The organism is Pseudoalteromonas sp. Xi13, assembly GCF_003952205.1.
GTDB lineage: Bacteria > Pseudomonadota > Gammaproteobacteria > Enterobacterales > Alteromonadaceae > Pseudoalteromonas > Pseudoalteromonas atlantica.
In genome coordinates, this window is sequence record NZ_CP034439.1 from 1 (window position 1) to 21,939 (window position 21,939).

A 21,939-nucleotide genomic window follows, 5' to 3' on the forward strand; every position below is an offset into this window, starting at 1 on the left:
GTGTATCTGTCGGTTTGGCAAAGTTGTTTATATGTATTGCAAGATGAGTTGCCTTCGCAACAATTCAGTATGTGGGTAAGACCACTACAAGCAGAAAGTACCGAAGATACCTTAACGATTTACGCACCTAATCGCTTTGTTCTTGATTGGGTAAGAGAAAAGTATTTAAACCGTATTAATGAGTTACTGGTAGAAATTTGTGGTGATGAAGCGCCCGAATTACGTTTTGATGTAGGTAGTAAACCACTACTAAATACTCAAGCGGCGGCGCCAAGTGTCGAAGCCCCTGCATCACCTAGTTCACAGGCACCCGCTAAACAGCAACCTGTAGAACAAAAAGCAGCAGTAGAGCCTGCGCCTAAATCAGGCTATAAATCTAATATAAAAGATAACTATACCTTTGACAGCTTTGTTGAGGGTAAATCTAACCAGCTAGCAAAAGCGGCTGCAACACAAGTTGCAGATAACCCTGGCTCTGCCTTTAACCCGGTATTTATTTACGGTGGCACAGGCTTAGGTAAAACTCACTTATTACATGCAGTAGGTAATGGCATTATGGCTAACAAGCCCGATGCTAAAATTGTTTACATGCATTCTGAGCGTTTTGTGCAAGACATGGTAAAAGCACTACAAAATAACGCCATTGAAGAATTTAAACGTTATTACCGTAGTGTTGATGCGCTAATGATTGATGATATTCAATTTTTCGCTAATAAAGAGCGCTCACAAGAAGAATTTTTTCATACCTTTAATGCATTATTAGAAGGTAATCAGCAAATTATTTTAACCTCTGACCGCTACCCAAAAGAAATTGAGGGCGTAGAAGACAGGCTTAAATCACGATTTGGTTGGGGTTTAACGATTGCTATAGAGCCGCCAGAGCTTGAAACGCGCGTTGCCATTTTGATGAAAAAAGCGCAGCAGAGTAAAATTAATTTACCGCACGAAGTCGCTTTTTTTATCGCTAAAAAATTACGCTCAAACGTACGTGAATTAGAAGGTGCGCTTAACCGTGTAATAGCTAATGCTAATTTTACCGGGCGTCCAATTTCTATCGACTTTGTAAAAGAAGCACTGCGCGATTTATTGGCACTACAAGATAAACTTGTCACTATAGACAACATACAGCGCACTGTGGCTGAGTATTACAGAATACGTGTGTCGGATCTGTTATCTAAGCGCCGTAGCCGCTCTATCGCGAGGCCGCGTCAGGTAGCTATGGCATTATCAAAAGAATTAACTAATCACAGCTTACCTGAGATTGGTGACGCATTTGGTGGACGTGACCACACCACGGTATTACATGCGTGTAGAAAGGTTAAATCACTTCGTGATGAAAGCCACGAAATAAAAGAAGATTATCAAAATTTAATAAGAACGTTGTCATCTTAGGGCTGACTTTATTATGCAAATAACCATTTCAAGAGAACAATTTTTAAAGCCATTAGTGCAAGTATCGGGTGCGATTGAACGTAAACATACGTTACCTATATTATCTAATGTATTGTTAGTGGTAGAAAACGGGCAACTTTCAATGACAGGCACAGACCTTGAAATTGAACTAGTTGCAGGTGTTTTTGTTGGTGATGATATTGCCGATACAAAGTTAACGCTACCTGCTAAAAAATTACTCGATATTTGTAAAAGCCTGCCTGATGGTTCTGAGCTTACATTGAGCTTACAAGAGCACCAACTGCTTTTAACCAGTGGTAAAAGCCGCTTTTCACTTACTACGCTTGCCGCGGAAGACTTTCCTAATTTAGAGCAGTGGGATGGCGAGGTTGAGTTTCAGCTAACGCGTTTAGAGTTACGTAAATTACTTGAAAGCACGCATTTTTCAATGGCTAACCAAGACGTTCGCTATTACTTAAATGGCATGTCGTTTGAAGTAGATAATAGCGACATTAAAACAGTGGCCACCGATGGCCACCGTTTGGCAATAGCGCAAAAAGAATTAGGCCAATCGTTAAATACGCAGCGCCAATTAATAATACCGCGCAAAGGTGTGCAAGAAATTATGCGCCTTATGGTTGCCGATGAAGAATTAGTTACTATTCAATTTGGCGCTAACCATATTCGTATTATCGATGTGGAATTTACTTTTACAAGTAAGTTAGTAGATGGCCGCTTCCCTGATTACCGCCGCGTATTACCGCGTGGTGGAGATAAAGTAATTACCGCTAACCGTGAATGGTTACGTAATGCGTTTCAACGAGTGTCTATTTTATCTAACGAAAAATTTAGAGGTGTGCGTTTAAACCTCGCTAATGGCTTACTTAAAATTACGGCTAATAACCCTGAGCAAGAAGAGGCTGAGGAAATAGTAGAAGTAATGTATGAGGGTGATGAGCTAGAAATTGGTTTTAATGTATCGTATGTATTAGATGTACTAAATACATTAAAAACAGAAGATGTACTATTTACATTAGCAGATTCAAATAGCAGTGCACTTATTGAAGGTGCGGGCGATGAAGAAGCAATGTACGTGGTTATGCCTATGCGATTATAAGATACCCATTATAAATGAGTTTAAGTCACTTGAGCCTCAAGTATTTTCGTAATATTGAGGCACTGACGCTAGAACCAGTCAACGGCGTTAATATAATTTATGGTGAAAACGGCAGCGGAAAAACCAGCCTTTTAGAGGCTATTTATTACCTTTCTCACGGCAAATCTTTTCGAACACCTAAACATAAAAGTATTATTCAACATCAGCAAGATCAGTTTGTAATACATGGCCGCAAAGCGCTACACGACTTGTCTATTCCTATTGGAATTAGTAAAACCCAAAGTGGTGAAACTAATTTAAAAATACAAGGCAAAGCCAGTAGAAAAATCTCTGAACTTGCACAGTTAATGCCTGTGCAAATTATTACACCCGAAAGCTATTCATTGTTTTTTGGTGGCCCGAAAGAGCGACGTAAGTTTTTAGATTTGGGTTTGTTCCACGTGGAACATGAGTTTTTTTATTTATGGCAATCGTTTAATAAAGTGCTTAAACAACGCAATGCATTATTAAAAAGTAAGCCAAAGAATTATTTTGACCAAATTAGGTTTTGGGACAAAGAATTTGTTAGACTGGCAGAACAAATAAATAAATTAAGAATGGCGTATATAAGTAGGTTTAAGCAGCAGTTTTTTGATAAAATGTGTGCAGAATTAACGCTTATACGCGATTTAGAAATCAACTTTAATGCAGGCTGGAAAGACAGTGAGTCTTTGAGTGATGCATTAGAGCAAAACTTTGAGCGAGACGCTCGCCAAGGTTTTACAAGTAAAGGCCCTCATAAGGCCGATTTTAGTTTTAGTGTCGCTGGCAACAGTGTAGAGAATACGTTTTCACGCGGTCAATTGAAGCTATTGCTTTATGCGTTAAAAGTAACGCAAAATAGTTTAATTGAGTCAGAGACAGATAAGCAATCTATATTGCTAATAGATGATCTACCTTCAGAGTTAGGCGAGGATACAAAAGAGAAAGTGGGACAATTATTGGCTCATTGCAGTTCTCAAATTTTTATTTCTTCAATTTTGTCTGAAAGTATTTCTGCTGTGGTGGAACCCATGCAACGAGAACTACAAATGTTCCACGTGAAACATGGCAACCTAATAACAAGATAAGTGGGATTAACCATGTCTGAGAATTATGATTCGTCGAGTATTAAAGTACTTAAAGGATTAGACGCAGTAAGAAAGCGTCCTGGAATGTATATAGGGGACACCGATGATGGCACAGGCTTACACCACATGGTGTTTGAGGTCGTTGATAACTCTATCGATGAAGCCTTAGCAGGTCATTGTGATGATATTTATGTAACGATTCACTTAGACGGTTCAGTCTCTGTAAGAGATAACGGTCGTGGTATCCCAACTTCTATCCATGAAGAAGAAGGTGTGTCTGCTGCCGAGGTTATCATGACGGTACTTCATGCCGGTGGTAAGTTTGATGATAACTCTTATAAAGTATCTGGTGGCTTACATGGTGTTGGTGTATCGGTAGTAAATGCATTATCAGAAAAACTAACTCTTACTATTCGTCGTGAAGGCAAATTGCACGAGCAAACTTACAGCATGGGCGTACCTAACGCTCCATTAGCTGTTATTGGCGATGCTGACACTACGGGTACTGAACTGCGTTTTTGGCCAAGTGGCGAAACATTTACAAACCTTGATTTTCATTACGATATTTTAGCCAAGCGTTTACGTGAGCTATCGTTTTTGAACTCTGGTGTAAGCATCATCTTATCTGATGAACGCGAAGAAAATAAAACCGACCACTTTAAATATGATGGCGGTATTCAAGCGTTTGTTGAATACTTAAACCGCAATAAAACACCTGTACATAAAGGTGTATTCCATTTTACTCACGAGCGTGAAGAAGATGGTATTAGCGTTGAAGTTTCAATGCAGTGGAACGATGGCTTCCAAGAAAACATTTACTGTTTTACTAATAACATTCCACAACGTGATGGTGGTACTCACTTAGCCGGCTTTAGATCTGCGCTAACACGTACACTTAATAACTACATGGAAAAAGAAGGCTTTAACAAAAAAGCTAAAACAACCAGTAATGCAACGGGCGATGATGCGCGTGAAGGCTTAACAGCGGTTGTAAGTGTTAAAGTACCTGATCCTAAGTTCTCATCACAAACTAAAGACAAGCTAGTATCAAGCGAAGTTAAATCTGCGGTTGAGCAAGCAATGGCTGAAAAGTTTTCTGATTTCTTATTAGAAAACCCAATGGATGCCAAAATTGTTGTTGGTAAAATTATTGATGCAGCACGAGCACGTGAAGCGGCCCGTAAAGCCCGCGAAATGACTCGTCGTAAAGGCGCTATGGATTTAGCTGGTTTACCTGGTAAATTAGCTGACTGCCAAGAAAAAGACCCATCATTATCTGAACTATACATAGTGGAGGGTGACTCAGCTGGCGGTTCAGCCAAGCAGGGTCGTAATCGTAAAAACCAAGCAATTTTGCCACTTAAAGGTAAAATCTTGAACGTAGAGAAAGCACGCTTTGATAAGATGCTTTCTTCACAAGAAGTAGCAACGCTAATAACAGCCCTAGGTTGTGGTATTGGCCGTGATGAATATGACCCAGAAAAACTACGTTACCACAGCATCATTATCATGACCGATGCGGACGTGGATGGTTCTCACATTCGTACATTGCTACTAACATTCTTCTATCGCCAAATGCCAGAAATTGTTGAGCGTGGTTATATTTACATTGCACAACCGCCACTTTATAAAGTGAAAAAAGGTAAGCAAGAGCGTTATATTAAAGACGATCCTGCACTTGTAGAGTACCTAACATCACTTGCACTAAATAATGCAGCGCTTTACACAAGCGAAGATGCAAGTGCAATTGAAGGTGAAGCGCTTGAGCAAATAGTACAAGATTACCAAAACACAGTTAAAGTCATTGAGCGCTTAAAACGTAAATACCCTAACACGGTAATGGAACGTTTGATTTACCAAAGCGAGTTAAAAATAGAAGACTTATCTAACGAAGCTAAGGTAATTGAGTGGACTAAAGAGCTTGTTGATGACTTAGTTGAACGTGATGAAGATGCGACAATTTTCCACGCTGGAACAGAGCATGATGCAGAGCGCAACTTGTACTTCCCGGTTGTGAATATTCGGCAGCACGGTGTGGATAAAGCACACGTATTACACTACGACTTTATTGCATCACGTGACTACCAACGCATTGCTGTTACTGGCACGAAGATCGCAAACATCTTAAAAGAAGGCGCATATGTTCAACGTGGTGAGAAAACAAAACCTGTTGATAACTTTGTGGATGCTTTGGAATGGTTGATCGCAGAATCTAAGCGCGGGATCTACATTCAGCGCTATAAAGGATTAGGCGAAATGAACCCTAGCCAACTGTGGGAAACCACAATGGATCCTAGCGCTCGTCGTATGTTACAAGTAACAATTGAAGATGCTGTAGCGGCAGATCAATTGTTTGCAACATTAATGGGCGATCAAGTTGAGCCTCGTCGTGAGTTTATAGAAACCAACGCACTTCGCGTAGTTAACTTAGACGTGTAAAAAATTATACTTACATCTTAAAAGGAGCCTAATGGCTCCTTTTTTATTTTAACAACCGCACAAACTGCTTAAAACCTGCGTGTGCACAAGGTATACTGAGGGTAATTTTCACGCTACTTTCAGATAGTAAAAAGCCAAATATGCAAAAATATGACGTTAAAACCTTTCAAGGTTTGATCCTGGCTTTACAGGATTATTGGGCGCAGCAAGGCTGTGTCATTATTCAACCACTTGATATGGAAGTGGGCGCAGGGACATTTCACCCGCAAACATTCTTAAAATCTATTGGCCCTGAGCCAATGTCGAGCGCATACGTACAACCGTGTCGCCGTCCTACCGATGGCCGCTACGGCGAAAACCCTAATCGCTTACAACATTACTACCAATTTCAGGTAGTTTTAAAGCCATCACCAGATAACATTCAAGAGCTTTACCTAGGCTCACTAGAAGCGATGGGAATTGATACCCTAACGCACGAAGTACGCTTTGTAGAAGATAACTGGGAATCGCCAACACTAGGCGCATGGGGCTTAGGTTGGGAGATTTGGCTAAACGGTATGGAAGTAACGCAGTTTACTTACTTTCAGCAAGTAGGGGGCTTAGAGTGCTCTCCTGTAACCGGTGAAATTACCTACGGCCTAGAGCGTTTAGCAATGTACATTCAAGGCGTAGACAGTATTTACGATCTAGTATGGGCAGACGGTCCATTAGGGCGTGTAACTTACGGTGATGTATTCCATCAAAATGAAGTAGAACAATCTACTTACAACTTTGAACACGCAAACGTAGATGACTTATTTGCACAGTTTGATAAGTGTGAAGCTGAGAGCCAAAAGCTAATTGAAGCAAATTTACCACTACCTGCTTACGAGCAAGTAATGAAAGCATCGCACGCGTTTAACTTACTCGATGCGCGCCATGCAATCTCAGTAACCGAGCGTCAGCGTTATATTTTACGCGTTCGAGCGTTATCAAAAGCGTGTGCACAAAGTTATTACGATGCACGTGAAGCGCTTGGTTTCCCGCTGTGTAAGGATAAGTAAGCATGTCAGCACAAAATTTATTAGTAGAAATTGGCACCGAAGAGCTGCCACCAAAAGCACTGCGCAAATTAGCAGAAGCCTTTGCCGCAAACTTAACTGCAGAGCTTGAAACACTAGAGCTTGGGCATGAAGGCGTAAGCTGGTATGCATCACCTCGTCGTTTAGGTTTACAAGTAAAAGCGCTTGAAGCAAAGCAGCAAGATAAAGAAGTAGAAAAGCGTGGCCCTGCAACTAAAGCAGCGTTCGATAGTGAAGGTAACCCAACTAAAGCTGCAATGGGTTGGGCACGTGGTTGTGGTATTGACGTAAGTGAAGCACAAACTCTTGAAACCGACAAAGGTGCTTGGCTTTTACATATTGCTAAAGTAGCAGGACAAGAAACCAAAACGCTGATGAGCGATGCCATTGCAAAGTCGTTAGCAAAGCTGCCAATCCCTAAGCCAATGCGTTGGGGCGCGAATAAAACACAATTTATTCGCCCAGTTCATACCGTAACTATTTTATTTGGTGATGAACTTATTGAAGGCGAAATTTTAGGTAAGCAAGTAACTAATCAGTTACAAGGCCATCGTTTTCATCATCCAGAAAAAATCACCATTAACCATGCAGATGACGTGTTCGACGTATTAAAATCAGCCTACGTTATTGCTGATTACGAACAACGTAAAGCGCAAATCCGTGCACAAATAGAAGAAGCGGCAAGCGCAGTGAATGCGGTTGTTGCAATGGATGAAGACTTATTAGAAGAAGTTACTTCACTAGTAGAGTGGCCAGTAACGTTAACGGCAACATTTGAAGAAGCATTTTTAGATGTACCTGCCGAAGCGCTAATTTACACCATGAAGGATGATCAAAAATACTTCCCGCTATTAGATCAAAACGGCAAACTTTTAAATAAGTTTTTGTTTGTATCTAACATCGAAAGTAAAGATCCAAGTGTAGTTATATCTGGTAACGAAAAAGTAGTGCGCCCACGTTTAGCTGATGCGCAGTTCTTCTTTGAAACAGATAAAAAGAAAACCCTAGAAAGCCGCCTAGAATCACTCGATACTGTTTTATTCCAAAAGCAGTTGGGTACGCTTAAAGATAAATCTGTACGTATTAGCGAACTTGCCGGCTACATTGCAGAGCAACTAGGCGCCGACAAAGACCTTGCAAAACGTGCTGGCCTATTAAGTAAAACAGACTTAATGACCGAAATGGTAATGGAATTTACCGACGTGCAAGGTGTAATGGGTATGCACTATGCACGCTTTGATGGCGAAGCAGAAGATGTAGCTATTGCACAAAACGAGCAATACATGCCGCGTTTTGCGGGTGACAATTTACCTACAAATCTAATCAGCTGTGCAGTAGCAATTGCAGATAAGTTTGATACGCTGGTGGGTATTTTTGGTATAGGCCAAGCACCAAAAGGTGACAAAGACCCATTTGCACTTCGTCGTGCTGCCATTGGTGCACTGCGTATCATGGTAGAAAAAGAGCTACCGCTTGATATTTTAGACCTAGTAGCAAAAGCACAAACACTGTTTGGCGAAAAGCTTACTAACCTAAATGTATCAACCGACGTATTTGACTTTATGCTAGGGCGCTTCCGCGCATGGTATCAAGACGAAGGCATTGAAGTAGATGTTATTCAAGCAGTACTGGCACGTCGTCCTACTAAACCTACTGACTTTGACCGTCGTGTTAAAGCAGTAAGCCACTTCCGTACTTTAGACGCCGCAGAAGCGCTTGCAGCAGCGAATAAGCGTGTAGGTAACATACTAGCTAAAAATAACATTACCACCGAAGGTGATGTTGATGAGAGCCTATTAAGCGACGACGCTGAAAAAGCATTAGCATCACAAGTAGCAAAATTTGCGACTGAGCTTGCACCACTTTACGCTGATGGAAACTACCAAGAGGCATTAAGCCAATTGGCAGGTATTCGCCAAAGTGTTGATAACTTTTTTGACAACGTCATGGTTATGGCCGACGATGAAGCTGTAAAGCAAAATCGCCTCGCACTATTAAGCCAGTTAAGCCGCTTATTTTTAGATATTGCAGATATATCTGTACTACAAAAATAACACCGCTTAAGCCAATAAAAAGCCAGCGTATTGCTGGCTTTTTAGTTTTAACAGAACGAAGGAAACCCATTAATGATGCCAATGAAACGAATTTTAACGCTTGCCATAGCCGGCTTACTCACAGCGTGTACTAGCCAAGTGTCTATTAACGACGTACTGCCACAGCAAGAGCTGGATAAAACAATTTACCTAAGAGGCGATTTTACGCTTTGGGATGCAGAGCCTCAGTACCAGTTTATGCCTGTGGGCGGCGCGCTTTACCAAGCAGAAGTTAAATTTAGCACCCCAGGTAAAGTGTACGAATTTAAAATAGCCGATGCAGATTTTAGTGAAGGCTACAACTGCGGCTACAGCGATGCCCAACCTGCAGGGCAAAAACTAACGCTCGGCCAACCCGTACTTGCAGACTGTAATACTATTTATAACTACTTTAGCTACACGCCAGCGATAAAAGGCACCTACATAGTAAGTATTGATTACAGTGATTACGATAAGCCACAAGTGACGATTACTAAGAAATAGCTGTCAGCTTTTAGCTGCCCGAGTGGGCTTATAGATTTGCGACAAGGACGTTGTAGGTTGGGTAGAGTGAAACGAAACCCAACATATGCGGCGAATAGAACTGTGCTGGTGGTTATCAAATACGTTGGGTTTCGTAAAACTCAACCCAACCTACATCAATAATAATTTTTATTGATTGCTATAAATATCCAATCAAATTAATGAGCTTAGTTAGTATTAATTACAGTCGTAAATCAAAAGCGCGATAATGGATAAGTAGATTTTAAGTAGGTTGGGTAAAGTGAAACGAAACCCAACACATGCGGCGAATAGAACTGTGCTGGTGGTTATCAAATACGTTGGGTTTCGAAAATTCAACCCAACCTACGCCAGGAATACGCTTTTGTGGTTGCTAGAGTATGCAACAATATCGTGGATAAGCTTGGCTTAAACTTGTCTTGATTATAATTAACAAAACTAATCTATACTCTTATTTATCTGTTTATTTTATGGATAAAAATATGCGTTATAAACGTATGTTAGAGGCGGGCGCATGTTATTTTTTTACGGTAAATTTAGAAGATAGATCTCAGCCTTTGCTTGTGGAAAATATAGAGTTATTACGCCGTGTATATTCAAAGGTGGCAAAAAAGCATCCAATAAAGACGATTGCAATTGTTATCATGCCCGATCATCTTCATGCTATTTGGCAATTACCTAAAGGTGATAGTAATTACGCAATGCGTTGGCGACTTATAAAATCAGGCTTTTCTCGAGAGCTGCCAGCAACAGAGTTTTGTAATAAAAGTCGAATAGCGAAAGGAGAGCGCGGGATTTGGCAGCGTCGCTATTGGGAACATAAAATTAGAGATGAAGAAGACTTAAATAATCATATTAATTATATTCACTACAACCCGGTGAAACATAACCATGTTATTAAAGTGAGTGATTGGCCATTTTCAAGCTTTCATCAATACGTTAAAAATTCAAAACTAAGCCAAGATTGGGAGTGCAATAATGATTCAACCACTTTGTATGATGAATAAAATTTCGGTGTTATAAAACAAGTTGGGTTTCGTAAAACTCAACCCAACCTACATCTGGTTTAAGTTCTTAACGATGCGTTAAATATTCAAAAATAACCCAACTTACTAAACCAACTTTCAAACCTATAAACCTTTCTTCACCACATACCTATACGGTGCTTCATCGGCGTCTGTGGCCACCAGCGTGTGATCCATAAATGTACAAAAACTTGGAATATCGCGAGTGGTTGATGGGTCATCAGCGGTAATTAATAACGTTTCACCGTCGTTCATCTTACGAATTGCAGCGCGTAACATCATTACAGGTTCTGGGCAGCGTAGGCCCATGGCGTCTAATTGGTGATCGGGATTATCAAAGCTCATAAAAAGTTACCTGTAAAAATAGTCGCGGCTTGGTTTGGTCGGGTAGTTTAGCGCAATTAATCTGTTTGGTTAACTGTTTTGCATATAACGGGTAAGCGTAATACAGTAAAAAATAATCTGGTTTAAATTTAATACACCCGATCACATTATTCATATCAGCAATAAGCTGGTGGCATAAAAAAAGGCGAACTAACTTGCGCTAGTTCGCCTTTTTAATCACCAAGATGGTTTACATGTTGAAGTTAATACTTAGTCTTGAACACGTTCAAATACAGTCGCGATGCCTTGGCCTAAACCAATACACATAGTGGCTAGACCATATTTTGCATTTTTATCTTCCATTAAGTGAATAAGCGAGGTGCTAATACGCGAACCTGAACAACCTAGTGGGTGACCAAGTGCGATTGCGCCGCCGTTTAAATTCACTTTTTCATCAACCACGTCTGCTAAACCTAAGTCTTTAAGTACAGGCAGTGATTGTGCTGCAAATGCTTCGTTAAGCTCTGCTACGTCAATGTCATCAATAGTAATACCAGCTTGTGCAAGTGCTTTTTTACTTGCTGGTACTGGGCCGTAACCCATGATTGATGGATCGCAACCGGCAACAGCCATTGCTTTAACGCGTGCACGAATTGGTAAGCCAAGCTCTTTCGCTTTTTCTTCGCTCATTACTAACATGGCTGATGCGCCATCAGAAAGAGCAGAAGACGTACCCGCAGTAACCGAGCCAGAAGCCGGGTTAAATACTGGGCGAAGCTGAGATAAACCTTCAACCGTTGTTTCAGGGCGAATTACTTCATCATCTTCAACTAAAATTAAAGAGCCATCAGCTGCGTGACCTTCCATTGCTAAAATTTCGCGGCGGAAACGGCCTTCAACTGTTGCAGCATGTGCACGTTGATGTGAGCGGTATGCAAATTCGTCTTGCTGCTGGCGGCTAATTCCGTGAATAGTAGCAAGGTATTCAGCTGTTAAGCCCATAGAACCAGATGCTTGTGCAATTGATGTAGCTAAGCCTGGGTGAAAATCGTTACCGTGAGTCATTGGAACGTGACCCATGTGCTCAACACCACCAATAAGGTAAGTGTCGCCAGCGCCTGTCATAATAGCGCGTGCTGCGTCATGCAATGCTTGCATTGACGAGCCACATAAACGGTTAACGGTTGTAGCAGGTACTGAGTGTGGAATACCTGCAAGTAACGATGCGTTACGTGCAACGTTAAAGCCTTGCTCTAATGTTTGCTGTACACAGCCCCAATAAATATCGTCAATTGATGCAGGGTCAACTGCTGGGTTGCGCTCTAATAACCCTTTCATAAGGTGAGCACTTAAATCTTCTGCACGCTTGTTTTTAAATACGCCGCCTTTTGAGCGACCCATTGGTGTGCGGATACAATCTACAATTACTGGATTATTCATGATATTAACCTTCCACCTTATAGAAAACACGACCTTCTTCGGCCCATTTGCGAGTTTGCTCTGATACTTGGTAAATCGCACCTAGGTGAGCATATTTGTCTGCTGCTGCAACAAAGTTAGCTAAACCTGTTTGATCTAAGTAACGGAACGCGCCGCCTCTAAATGGAGGGAAACCAACGCCGTATACAAGGGCCATATCAGCTTCTTGAGGAGAAGCAACAATGCCTTCTTGTAAACAAAGAAGCACTTCGTTGATCATTGGGATCATACAACGGTCGATAATTTCTTGTTTATCAAATTCTTTAGGTGCATCAGTAATTGGCGCTAGTAGCTCAACTGCTGTTGCATCGCTTGATTTTTTAAGACGACCACGACGGTCTGTTTCGTACTTGTAAAAACCTGCTTTGTTCTTTTGACCAAAACGTTTTTCGTTAGCAAAAACAGTCACCGGATCTTTTTCTGCGCGTGCCATACGCTCAGGGAAACCGTCTGCCATTACGCCAGTACAATGGTAAGCCGTATCAATACCTACAACATCAAGTAGGTAAGCTGGGCCCATTGGCCAGCCAAATACGTTTTCCATTACTTTATCTACTTTTGCAAAGTTAGCGCCTTCAACAACTAATTTGCTAAAGCCTGCAAAGTAAGGGAATAAAACTCGGTTTACAAAAAAGCCAGGGCAATCGTTAACAACGATAGGTGACTTGCCAAGTTTAAGGGCGTAATCAACTACCGCGTTAATTGTTTTATCAGAAGTTTTTGCACCACGGATAATTTCTACTAATGGCATTTTTGGCACTGGATTGAAAAAGTGCATACCACAGAAATTTTCTGGTTTATCTAACGCTTCTGCAAGTAAGTCTATGCAAATAGTCGATGTGTTTGATGTAAGTACCGTGCCTTCTGGCATGTTCTTTTCAAGGTCAGCTAATACCGCTTGCTTAACTTTAGGGTTTTCTACAACCGCTTCAACAATAATGTTGGCGCTTTGTAGGTCTGCATCGTTAAGCGTTGGCTTAATTTTGCTAAGCGTTGCCAGCATTTTTTCCATTGGCATGTGGCCGCGTTTAACTTTTGCACCCAGTAGTTTAGACGCTTCGCCCATACCTAAATCTAGCGCATCCTGTTGGATGTCTTTCATTATGATTGGTGTGCCTTTATAAGCTGACTGGTATGCAATACCGCCGCCCATAATACCTGCGCCTAATACGGCAGCTTGTTTAATTTCAACATCGCTGTGCTTAGCAAGTTTACGTGCTTTGCCTTTAATAAACTGGTCATTTAAGAAAATACCGGTTTGTGCAGCTGCTTCGTTAGTGCGCGCAAGTTTTGCAAAGTTAGCATTTTCGATTGCCATTGCTTCATCGCGAGTACAGTTGGCCGCTGCTTTAATAGTGCGAACTGCCATAACCGGAGCAGGATAGTGGCCTTTGGTTTTACCCATTACCATACCTTCTGCCATCGCAAAGCTCATGCCTTGCTCAACACGGTTTAATTTAAGTGGCTGAAGTTTAACATCGCGTTTTGCTTGCCAATCTAGTTTGCCGGCAATTGCTAATTCAAGTGTTGCTAGGCTTGACTCTAAAAGTTTGTCAGCACTAACTACCGCATCAAATGCACCTACTTTTAGGGCATCAGTGGCACGGTTTTCTTTGCCTGAGGTAATCCAAAGCATGGCGTTATCTGCGCCAATAATGCGTGGTAAGCGCACTGTGCCACCAAAACCAGGCATTATACCTAGTTTAACTTCTGGTAAGCCCATTTTAGCGGTTTCGCTTGCAACGCGATAATCGGTAGCAAGTGCCCACTCACAGCCGCCGCCAAGTGCCAAGCCATTTATAGCGCTAAGAGTTGGGAATGGTAAGTCTTCGATTGCGTCAAAAACGTCGGTTGCGTTTTTGATCCACGTTACTAATTCTTCTTCTGGTTTAGTAAATGTTGGTAAAAATTCGAAGATATCTGCACCAATAATAAAGTGATCTTTATCACTGGTGAAAATCATGCCTTTGATATCAGAATTAGACGCTAATTCTTTTAATGCTGCTGCACAATCTGAAAGAGTTTGCTGAGATAGTGTGTTTACAGAACCTGCAACACAAAACTTAAACTCGGCGATGTTTTCCTTTAGGAAGCTAACTTCAAAGGAATCGCTTTTATATAACATTATTATTCTCCCTAGTTGACGAACTAAGACTGGTACGATGAGTTTGCATTTCGACCAGTGTGCTTGCTTTAAAATTAAAATGCAACGAAAAATTTAACTCGGTTACAAACGGTTGGTTAAAATATAGCTGGTTTGGTGCTAAGGTGTACTGGAATGTGCTAAAGGTACTCATTAATTATTATGAGTGCGTAAATTAAATGTTGTTCATACTTTATTAAAGGCACTCTCATTATTGTTTTAGTGTCTCAAACTGGAAATTATTAACCCTGACAGGTCGTTAAACCTAAAGGATATTATGAAAAAATTTTTATTAAGCGCTGTGGCAGCTGCCTTTATTCTTCCTTTTAGTTCTGCCCAAGCGAGTATCGATAATGACGCGTTTTTAGATGCTGAAAAAAAAGTGCGCTATGGAAGCTACCAAGACTTTAAAGAAGCAATAAACGGGTTAGACCACCCGCTAAAGCCGTATGTCGAAAAAACATATTGGCAACACCATCCCAATTTTAAATACCAAAGCGAAATTGAAGATTACCTAACCATTTATGAACATACCCCGCTTGAGTGGCCGGTACGCAAAGCGTGGTTAGAGTATCTTGAAAAAAACAATAAAAAAGCAGCTTATATAAAAAACTACCGAGAAACGTCTAACGCGGCGCTAACATGCACGTTTTTAGATTTTCAGCTTGATTTAGGGGCGCCAGAAAAAGCCATTTTTAATCAGGTTACCGATTTATGGACGGTGGGTAAGTCGCAACCGAATGAATGCGACCCCCTATTTTCGCTTTGGCGCAAAAAAGGTTATTTAAATAATGAGCTTGTATGGAAGCGCATAACGCTTGCAGCGCAGGGCGGTACGCAAAGTTTACTCCCTTATTTAAAAACGTTGTTACCTAAAAACGAGCGTTACTTAGCCGATTTATACTTAAAAGTACGCCGCGACCCTAGTGCGGCCGCAGGCTTGTATCGTTATAAAACTAAGTCGGCAAAAGAAGCGCAAATAGCCATTTATGGTGTTAAGCGTTTAATTTGGCGCGATAAAGCGCTGGCTTTAAGAGCCTGGCAAAAGCTAGAAAAAATGTTTACCTACAGCGATGAAGAAAAAGCAGATTTATATTACACGTTTGCTTTATCGCTTGCTTCAAGTGGGCATAAGCAGGCTAGTTTTTGGCTTAATAAGGTGCCAAAGGCGCGACAAGACCGAAAGTTAATTCAGTGGCAACTTGGTAATATGCTTAAAACCCAAGACTGGGAAGGCATAGCGGCTTTTTTTACAGGTAAAGACGATTTAAGTTTAGGCCAGCAATATTGGCTTGCTTATAGCTATGCTAAGCGAGGCGAGCAACAAAAAGCAGACGAAATTTGGACTAAAGTGGCCGCTAACCGCGATTACTATGGTTTTTTAGCGGCGGCACGATTAGGGCTGCCGGTTGATTTAAATAATCAGCCTTTGCAGGTTGATCAAAAACTAGTAGAGAAGGTGAAGAATGCGCCGGGCTTTAAACGTGCAAAAGCACTTTACGAACTCGAGCGTTTTACCTCTGCACGCAGAGAATGGAATTACTTAACGAACACCTCTACTGATGAAGAAAAACTAGCTGCCTCAAAGGTTGCAGCGCAAAACAATTGGCACGATAACGTTATTTTCACGTTAGCTAAAATTAAAGCATGGGATTATGTTGAACTGCGTTTTCCGTTTGCATTTCAAGATATATTTGAGCGCTACAGTAAACGCAGCAAAATAGACCCCGCGTGGAGTATTGCAATTGCACGGCGCGAAAGCTCGTTTGCACCAGATGCGCGTTCGCATGCAAATGCGCGTGGTTTAATGCAATTGCTTCCTAGTACGGCAGAATACGTTAACAAAGCAAGGGTATCGAGTACGCGTTTGTACCAACCTAAAACCAATATACGCTTAGGTACTAGTTACTTGCAGTACTTAAAAAAGAAAAACAAAGGTAATGAAATACTTGCTACGGCATCTTATAACGCAGGGTATCATCGTATTAAACGCTGGTTACCTGACGAAGCCATACCAGCAGAGCTATGGGTTGAGCTGATCCCGTATAGAGAAACGCGAGATTACGTAAAAAATGTGTTTGCTTATCGCCAGGTTTATCACACCCGGATGGGCCGAGAAGGAAACGTGCTCGCGCCGTTACTCAACATGAAAATGGGCGGGTAAATAATGTAATACCAATTGCCTAAAATATTTAGCCATTCTAGCGTGCTAAATAAAGGGCTAATACCGTAACACGATGGGTATAAGTATTAGGGGGATATTTACATGTTAAATATCCCCCTTTTTTGAGCGCTTTACGTTTAAGTGGTAGACTCAAAGCAAGTTAAATTTAACAGATGGATTAACAATGGATAAATTAGCCGTTTTATATGCAGAGCATATTGCCACATTACAACAACGTACGCGTACAATTTGTGACCGTGAAGGGCTCGAGGGTTTAGTTATTCACTCAGGCCAAGCTAAGCGCCAGTTTTTAGACGACATGTATTACCCATTTAAAGTTAATCCACACTTTAAAGCATGGCTTCCGGTTATTGATAATCCACATTGTTGGATTGTGGTAAATGGTAGCGATAAACCTAAGCTTATTTTTTACCGCCCAGTTGATTTTTGGCACAAAGTACCAGATGAACCGCGTGATTTTTGGGCTGAGTACTTTGATATAGAATTATTGCTACAGCCTGATCAAGTTGAAAAACTATTACCTTACGATAAAGCTAAATACGCTTACATGGGCGAATACCTAGAGGTAGCGCAAGCGCTTGGCTTTAGTATTATGAACCCTGAGCCGGTACTTAACTATTTTCATTATAACCGCGCTTATAAAACGCAGTACGAGCTTGAATGTTTACGCCAAGCCAACCGCATTGCGGTAGATGGACATAAAGCAGCACGCGATACGTTTTATAATGGTGGTAGCGAATTTGATATTCAGCAAGCGTACCTTATGGCTACACGCCAAAGCGAAAACGAAATGCCGTATGGCAACATAGTAGCGCTTAACGAAAACTGCGCTATTTTGCATTACACACATTTTGAGCCAAAAGCACCGCTTACTCATAATTCATTTTTAATCGATGCTGGCGCAAACTTTAATGGGTATGCCGCAGATATAACCCGTACGTACGATTTTAAAAAGCAGGGCGAGTTTGCTGAACTAGTACAAACTATGACGGCAATACAAATTGAGCTAGGCAACGCATTAAAGCCAGGCATGTTATATGGCGATTTACACGTTGATTGTCATAACCGTATTGCGCAAATTCTTAGCGACTTCAATATTGTAAACTTACCTGCAACAGAAATTGTGGAACGTAAAATTACCTCCACATTTTTCCCTCATGGCTTGGGCCATCACCTTGGCTTACAAGTGCACGATATGGGCGGCTTTATGCGTGATGATAAAGGCACCCACCAGCCATCGCCAGAAGGGCACCCATTCTTGCGTTGTACTCGTAAAATAGAGAAAAACCAAGTGTTTACTATTGAGCCAGGGCTTTACTTTATAGACTCATTATTAGGTGATTTAGCGCAAACCGACAGTAAGCAGTTTATTAACTGGGAAAAAATTGAGTCGTTAAAACCATACGGCGGTATTCGTATTGAAGACAATATTATTGTTCACGAAGACAGCCTAGAAAATATGACTCGTGATTTAGCGCTCGACTAAGCTAATAAAGACGAGCTCGCCAATACGCGCTAAAATACGCGAATGCAAAGGGGCCTTTTGGCCCCATTTTTAATTGAGCTTTAATTATGTCTGAATATAAATACCCCGCCGATGATGTGTTTCATCAAGAAGAAATTAAAAAAAGCACCTTTATAGTTCATATTGCGCATACGCCAGACCTACAGGCTGCTAAAGCATTTATTAAAAGCATTGAAGAAAAGTACCCAGATGCTCGTCATAATTGTTGGGCGCACGTAGCGGGTAACCCAGGCGGAAGCCATGTTTATGGTTTTTCTGATGATGGCGAGCCAAATGGTACCGCAGGAAAGCCCATGCTTAATGTGCTGGTGGGTTCTGGACTTGGCGAAATTACTGCGGTTGTCACCCGTTATTTTGGCGGTATAAAGCTGGGCACCGGTGGGTTAGTGCGTGCCTATGGTGGGTCGCTTAATAATGCACTTTCGCAGCTAAAAACGGTGACTAAAGTACCGAGTATCGAGATTGTAGGCCAAAGTGAATACAGCATGCAGGGCGCAATAGAGCAATTGTTAAAAACCAATTATCAAGTACTTAATATAGAAAAACAATTTACTGCTAATATTGAATGGGTTATTACTATTGATAGCCGCCAAGCAAAACAGGCCATTAAAGATATTTTTGATTTAAGCCATGGCGCAGTTGAGTTAACTATCAAAGAGTAAGACAATAACTTACACACTTATATTTACTAATAATAAAAGCGATAAGCTACATGCAATTTCGTACCATCATAAAAATCCTTGGCCAACTTGTTGCGCTGTTTAGTATTACCATGGTGCCGCCTGCGGTGGTGTCTTTATTTTATAAAGATGGTGGTGGTGTTCCTTTTGTATTAGCGTTTATATTTAGTGTGGTTATTGGTTTAACAGCTTATTACCCAAACAGGCATGAAAACGGCGACTTAAAAGCACGCGAAGGCTTTTTAATTGTTGTACTGTTTTGGCTGGTACTAGGGGCGTTTGCATCGTTACCACTGATTTTTTTACAAGAACCTAATTTGTCTATGGCCGATGCGGTGTTTGAGGCCTTCTCTGGCCTTACAACCACTGGGGCCACGGTACTTACCGGAATTGAATACCTGCCTAAGTCTGTTTTGTTTTATCGCCAGCAATTACAGTGGTTTGGCGGTATGGGTATCATTGTACTTGCTGTTGCTATACTGCCCATGCTTGGGGTCGGTGGCATGCAGTTATACCGAGCTGAGATCCCAGGCCCAGTAAAAGATTCAAAAATGACCCCCCGTATTGCCGATACCGCAAAGCACCTTTGGTACATTTATGTGTCGTTAACGGTAACCTGTATGTTGGCGTATTGGGCGGCAGGTATGGAGTGGTTTGATGCTATATGTCATGCTTTTTCTACAGTGGCGATTGGCGGTTTTTCTACTTACGATGCCTCAATAGGGCACTTTGATAGCCCTGTCATTAACTTTATATGTGTTTTCTTTTTAATTATTGCTGCGGTTAACTTTTCACTGCATTACGCGGCGGTAGCGAGTCGTAATATTCAGGTATACATTCGCGACCCTGAATTTAAAGTTTTTTTACTGATACAGTTAGCGCTGGTGGTTATTTGTTTTACGGTGCTCTCATCTAACGAAATATTTGCCGATGGTGATGAAACCCTCGATCAGGCCTTATTTCAGGCGGTTTCTATGAGTACAACAGCCGGTTTTGCCACCGATAACTTTTCTACTTGGCCGCTGTTTTTACCTATATTGCTTATTTTTTCGAGCTTTATAGGTGGCTGTGCAGGTTCAACCGGTGGCGGTATGAAAGTTGTACGCGTGTTTTTACTTTACCTACAAGGCATACGTGAGCTTAACCGCTTAGTGCACCCACGTGCTATATACTCTATTAAGCTTGGTCGTAAAGCCCTGCCCGATAAAGTAGTTGAAGCGGTTTGGGGGTTTTTCTCAGCGTACGCATTGGTGTTTATTATTATAATGCTGGCACTAATGGGAACCGGCATGGACAACATTACCGCGTTCTCTGCTACGGCGGCGTGTTTAAATAATTTAGGCCCAGGCTTAGGTGATGTTGCCTCGCATTATGGGGCGGTGAGCGATGGTGCCAAATGGCTATTAACCATTGCCATGGTATTTGGTCGCTTAGAAATTTTCACCTTACTCGTGCTATTTACGCCGACCTTTTGGCGTGGGTAATAATATATAAATGATGCTTAGGAACAGGCATGCCACATTCTAATTTAGATAAATTACACCAGTTAACAACAGGGCGATTGGTCGACTTGGAAATTGTTACGCCCACCAGTAGTAAACGCGTAAAAACAGAGTTTATTGGCTTGCTAGAAAATAAATTTATTATTTTAAATTACCCAAGTTCAAAGCGTTTACCTGCTGCAAGTGATTACCTACGTGACGGTGTAATGGTGGTGGTAAGAGCGGTTATAGAAGGCAGTGGCGGACAAGTAATAGCATTTAGGCAGCAGCTTATGTCGGTTGCCTCACACCCTGCTAGGCTCATTTTTATTAATTACCCTACGCAAGTGCAGTTATTTGCACTGCGCGCGCAAACACGCATACCTACCTTATTACCTGCCAAATTAACTCTCAGTGACGATAGAGTACTTGAAGGGGTGATTAAAGACATCTCGCTTACCGGGGTGATGTTTGATGTACGCGGCGATCAAAACGATGAAAATATTAAAGATATGCAATGCACGGTGACGGTTGATACCAACAATAAAGCATTTACTGGCGAAATATGCAGTGTAAAAGAACACGCCGCAGGAGTTAATTGTGGTATTAAACTTCTAGCCAGTGAAGATGAAATGAAGGCATTTATGAAAGAGCACTTTATCGATCCCGCGATGCTTGAGCTGCCATTAGAATAAGCACTTTCGCTTAATAGCAACAAATGGCCATTTTTTACTTGAGTGGCAGTCATATTTTTTAAAACTTCAAAAAATAATTTTTATTTTCTATAAAAATCAGTTGTATAGATTAGTTTTACGAGTGAGTTATTTTAATGCGTTAGCTCCCCTCATGGCTAAAATTTAGTCTCTTTTTTCGATAAAACTTCATTCTTACAATTTACGCCGAAAATTGTAGCTTTTTTCTCTTATGTAACTAGCTGTTTTTATTGTATTTAAAAACTTAGCTTTACCCTTTGTTGCTAGTTTGCAACATAAAACCCCCGCAAATTTATCAAAAATAGCCAAGCACTATTTTAACTGATTGAAATTAATGAGCTTTTAAAACTTGGCATTCAAGTTGTAATAGTCTGGCTGTACTGAACAATAACGTGATTTAAAGTAAAACACTTAATCGCACACATATACTTGAAGGAATTATATTATGAAAAGCATTAATAAAACTTTAGCACTTATCGCCCTTGCTTCATCATCAGCGGCATTTGCAGCAACCGATTTTGATACGTTAGATGTAGATGGCAGCGGCACGATTAGCAAATCAGAGGCATCAATTGATGCAAAACTGATGAGCATGTTCTCAGAATTAGATACTGACCAAGATGGTGAGCTATCAAAAGAAGAATTTTCAGAAGCTTAAAGTGTGGTAACAAT

At 41.1% G+C, this 21,939-nt stretch carries 17 protein-coding genes; 14 read left to right on the forward strand and 3 right to left on the reverse strand.

The genetic code is table 11. The annotated features are described in order from the left end of the window. From dnaA to EJ103_RS00045, 8 genes are all read left to right on the forward strand, one after another. A complete protein-coding gene (gene dnaA / locus EJ103_RS00005; RefSeq protein WP_004588059.1) occupies positions 1–1,392 on the forward strand; it encodes a chromosomal replication initiator protein DnaA in 1,392 nt (463 codons plus the stop codon). Between the two features lie 13 nt (positions 1,393–1,405). Then, positions 1,406–2,509, forward strand: a complete 1,104-nt coding sequence (gene dnaN, locus EJ103_RS00010) for a DNA polymerase III subunit beta (RefSeq protein ID WP_029772814.1) — start codon at positions 1,406–1,408, stop codon at positions 2,507–2,509. Between the two features lie 14 nt (positions 2,510–2,523). Further along, positions 2,524–3,618: a DNA replication/repair protein RecF gene (recF, locus tag EJ103_RS00015; RefSeq protein WP_024032132.1), complete on the forward strand. Its 1,095-nt coding sequence runs from the start codon at positions 2,524–2,526 to the stop codon at positions 3,616–3,618. Positions 3,619–3,630: 12 nt separating this feature from the next. Further along, positions 3,631–6,057, forward strand: a complete 2,427-nt coding sequence (gene gyrB, locus EJ103_RS00020) for a DNA topoisomerase (ATP-hydrolyzing) subunit B (RefSeq protein WP_126005367.1) — start codon at positions 3,631–3,633, stop codon at positions 6,055–6,057. A gap of 140 nt (positions 6,058–6,197) precedes the next feature. Further along, entirely contained in the window at positions 6,198–7,100 is a 903-nt protein-coding gene (gene glyQ / locus EJ103_RS00025; RefSeq protein WP_004588055.1) for a glycine--tRNA ligase subunit alpha, read from the forward strand. 2 nt (positions 7,101–7,102) lie between these two features. Further along, complete coding sequence (gene glyS / locus EJ103_RS00030) at positions 7,103–9,172, forward strand: glycine--tRNA ligase subunit beta (RefSeq protein WP_126005369.1); 2,070 nt, start codon at positions 7,103–7,105, stop codon at positions 9,170–9,172. A gap of 72 nt (positions 9,173–9,244) precedes the next feature. After that, on the forward strand, positions 9,245–9,694 hold the full coding sequence (locus EJ103_RS00035; RefSeq protein ID WP_126005371.1) for a hypothetical protein: 450 nt from the start codon (positions 9,245–9,247) through the stop codon (positions 9,692–9,694). A 500-nt stretch (positions 9,695–10,194) separates the two neighbouring features. Continuing rightward, entirely contained in the window at positions 10,195–10,719 is a 525-nt protein-coding gene (locus EJ103_RS00045; RefSeq protein ID WP_126005373.1) for a transposase, read from the forward strand. Positions 10,720–10,842: 123 nt separating this feature from the next. Here EJ103_RS00045 and tusA read toward each other — a convergent pair whose 3' ends face one another. The 3 genes from tusA to fadB all read right to left on the reverse strand — a co-directional run bounded on the left by tusA (position 10,843) and on the right by fadB (position 14,665). Next, positions 10,843–11,082 carry a sulfurtransferase TusA gene (gene tusA / locus EJ103_RS00050; protein WP_004588051.1) on the reverse strand — a complete coding sequence of 80 codons (240 nt, stop codon included), beginning with the start codon at positions 11,080–11,082 and terminating at the stop codon, positions 10,843–10,845. Positions 11,083–11,331: 249 nt separating this feature from the next. Next, positions 11,332–12,501: an acetyl-CoA C-acyltransferase FadA gene (gene fadA / locus EJ103_RS00055; protein WP_004588050.1), complete on the reverse strand. Its 1,170-nt coding sequence runs from the start codon at positions 12,499–12,501 to the stop codon at positions 11,332–11,334. Positions 12,502–12,505: 4 nt separating this feature from the next. Continuing rightward, positions 12,506–14,665: a fatty acid oxidation complex subunit alpha FadB gene (gene fadB, locus EJ103_RS00060; RefSeq protein ID WP_126005375.1), complete on the reverse strand. Its 2,160-nt coding sequence runs from the start codon at positions 14,663–14,665 to the stop codon at positions 12,506–12,508. Between the two features lie 295 nt (positions 14,666–14,960). Here fadB and EJ103_RS00065 point away from each other — a divergent pair, with 295 nt between their 5' ends. From EJ103_RS00065 to EJ103_RS00090, 6 genes are all read left to right on the forward strand, one after another. Further along, the gene (locus tag EJ103_RS00065) at positions 14,961–16,847 is read left to right on the forward strand and encodes a transglycosylase SLT domain-containing protein (protein WP_126005377.1); all 1,887 of its coding nucleotides are present in this window, start codon (positions 14,961–14,963) and stop codon (positions 16,845–16,847) included. A 184-nt stretch (positions 16,848–17,031) separates the two neighbouring features. Continuing rightward, positions 17,032–18,354 carry a Xaa-Pro dipeptidase gene (gene pepQ, locus EJ103_RS00070; RefSeq protein ID WP_004588047.1) on the forward strand — a complete coding sequence of 441 codons (1,323 nt, stop codon included), beginning with the start codon at positions 17,032–17,034 and terminating at the stop codon, positions 18,352–18,354. A gap of 86 nt (positions 18,355–18,440) precedes the next feature. Beyond that, the gene (locus tag EJ103_RS00075) at positions 18,441–19,055 is read left to right on the forward strand and encodes a YigZ family protein (protein ID WP_024032141.1); all 615 of its coding nucleotides are present in this window, start codon (positions 18,441–18,443) and stop codon (positions 19,053–19,055) included. A gap of 50 nt (positions 19,056–19,105) precedes the next feature. Next, positions 19,106–20,557 carry a TrkH family potassium uptake protein gene (locus EJ103_RS00080; RefSeq protein WP_004588045.1) on the forward strand — a complete coding sequence of 484 codons (1,452 nt, stop codon included), beginning with the start codon at positions 19,106–19,108 and terminating at the stop codon, positions 20,555–20,557. A gap of 29 nt (positions 20,558–20,586) precedes the next feature. Then, entirely contained in the window at positions 20,587–21,249 is a 663-nt protein-coding gene (locus EJ103_RS00085) for a flagellar brake protein (protein ID WP_004588044.1), read from the forward strand. A gap of 463 nt (positions 21,250–21,712) precedes the next feature. Next, positions 21,713–21,925: an EF-hand domain-containing protein gene (locus EJ103_RS00090; protein ID WP_004588043.1), complete on the forward strand. Its 213-nt coding sequence runs from the start codon at positions 21,713–21,715 to the stop codon at positions 21,923–21,925. Positions 21,926–21,939: the final 14 nt, after the last annotated feature.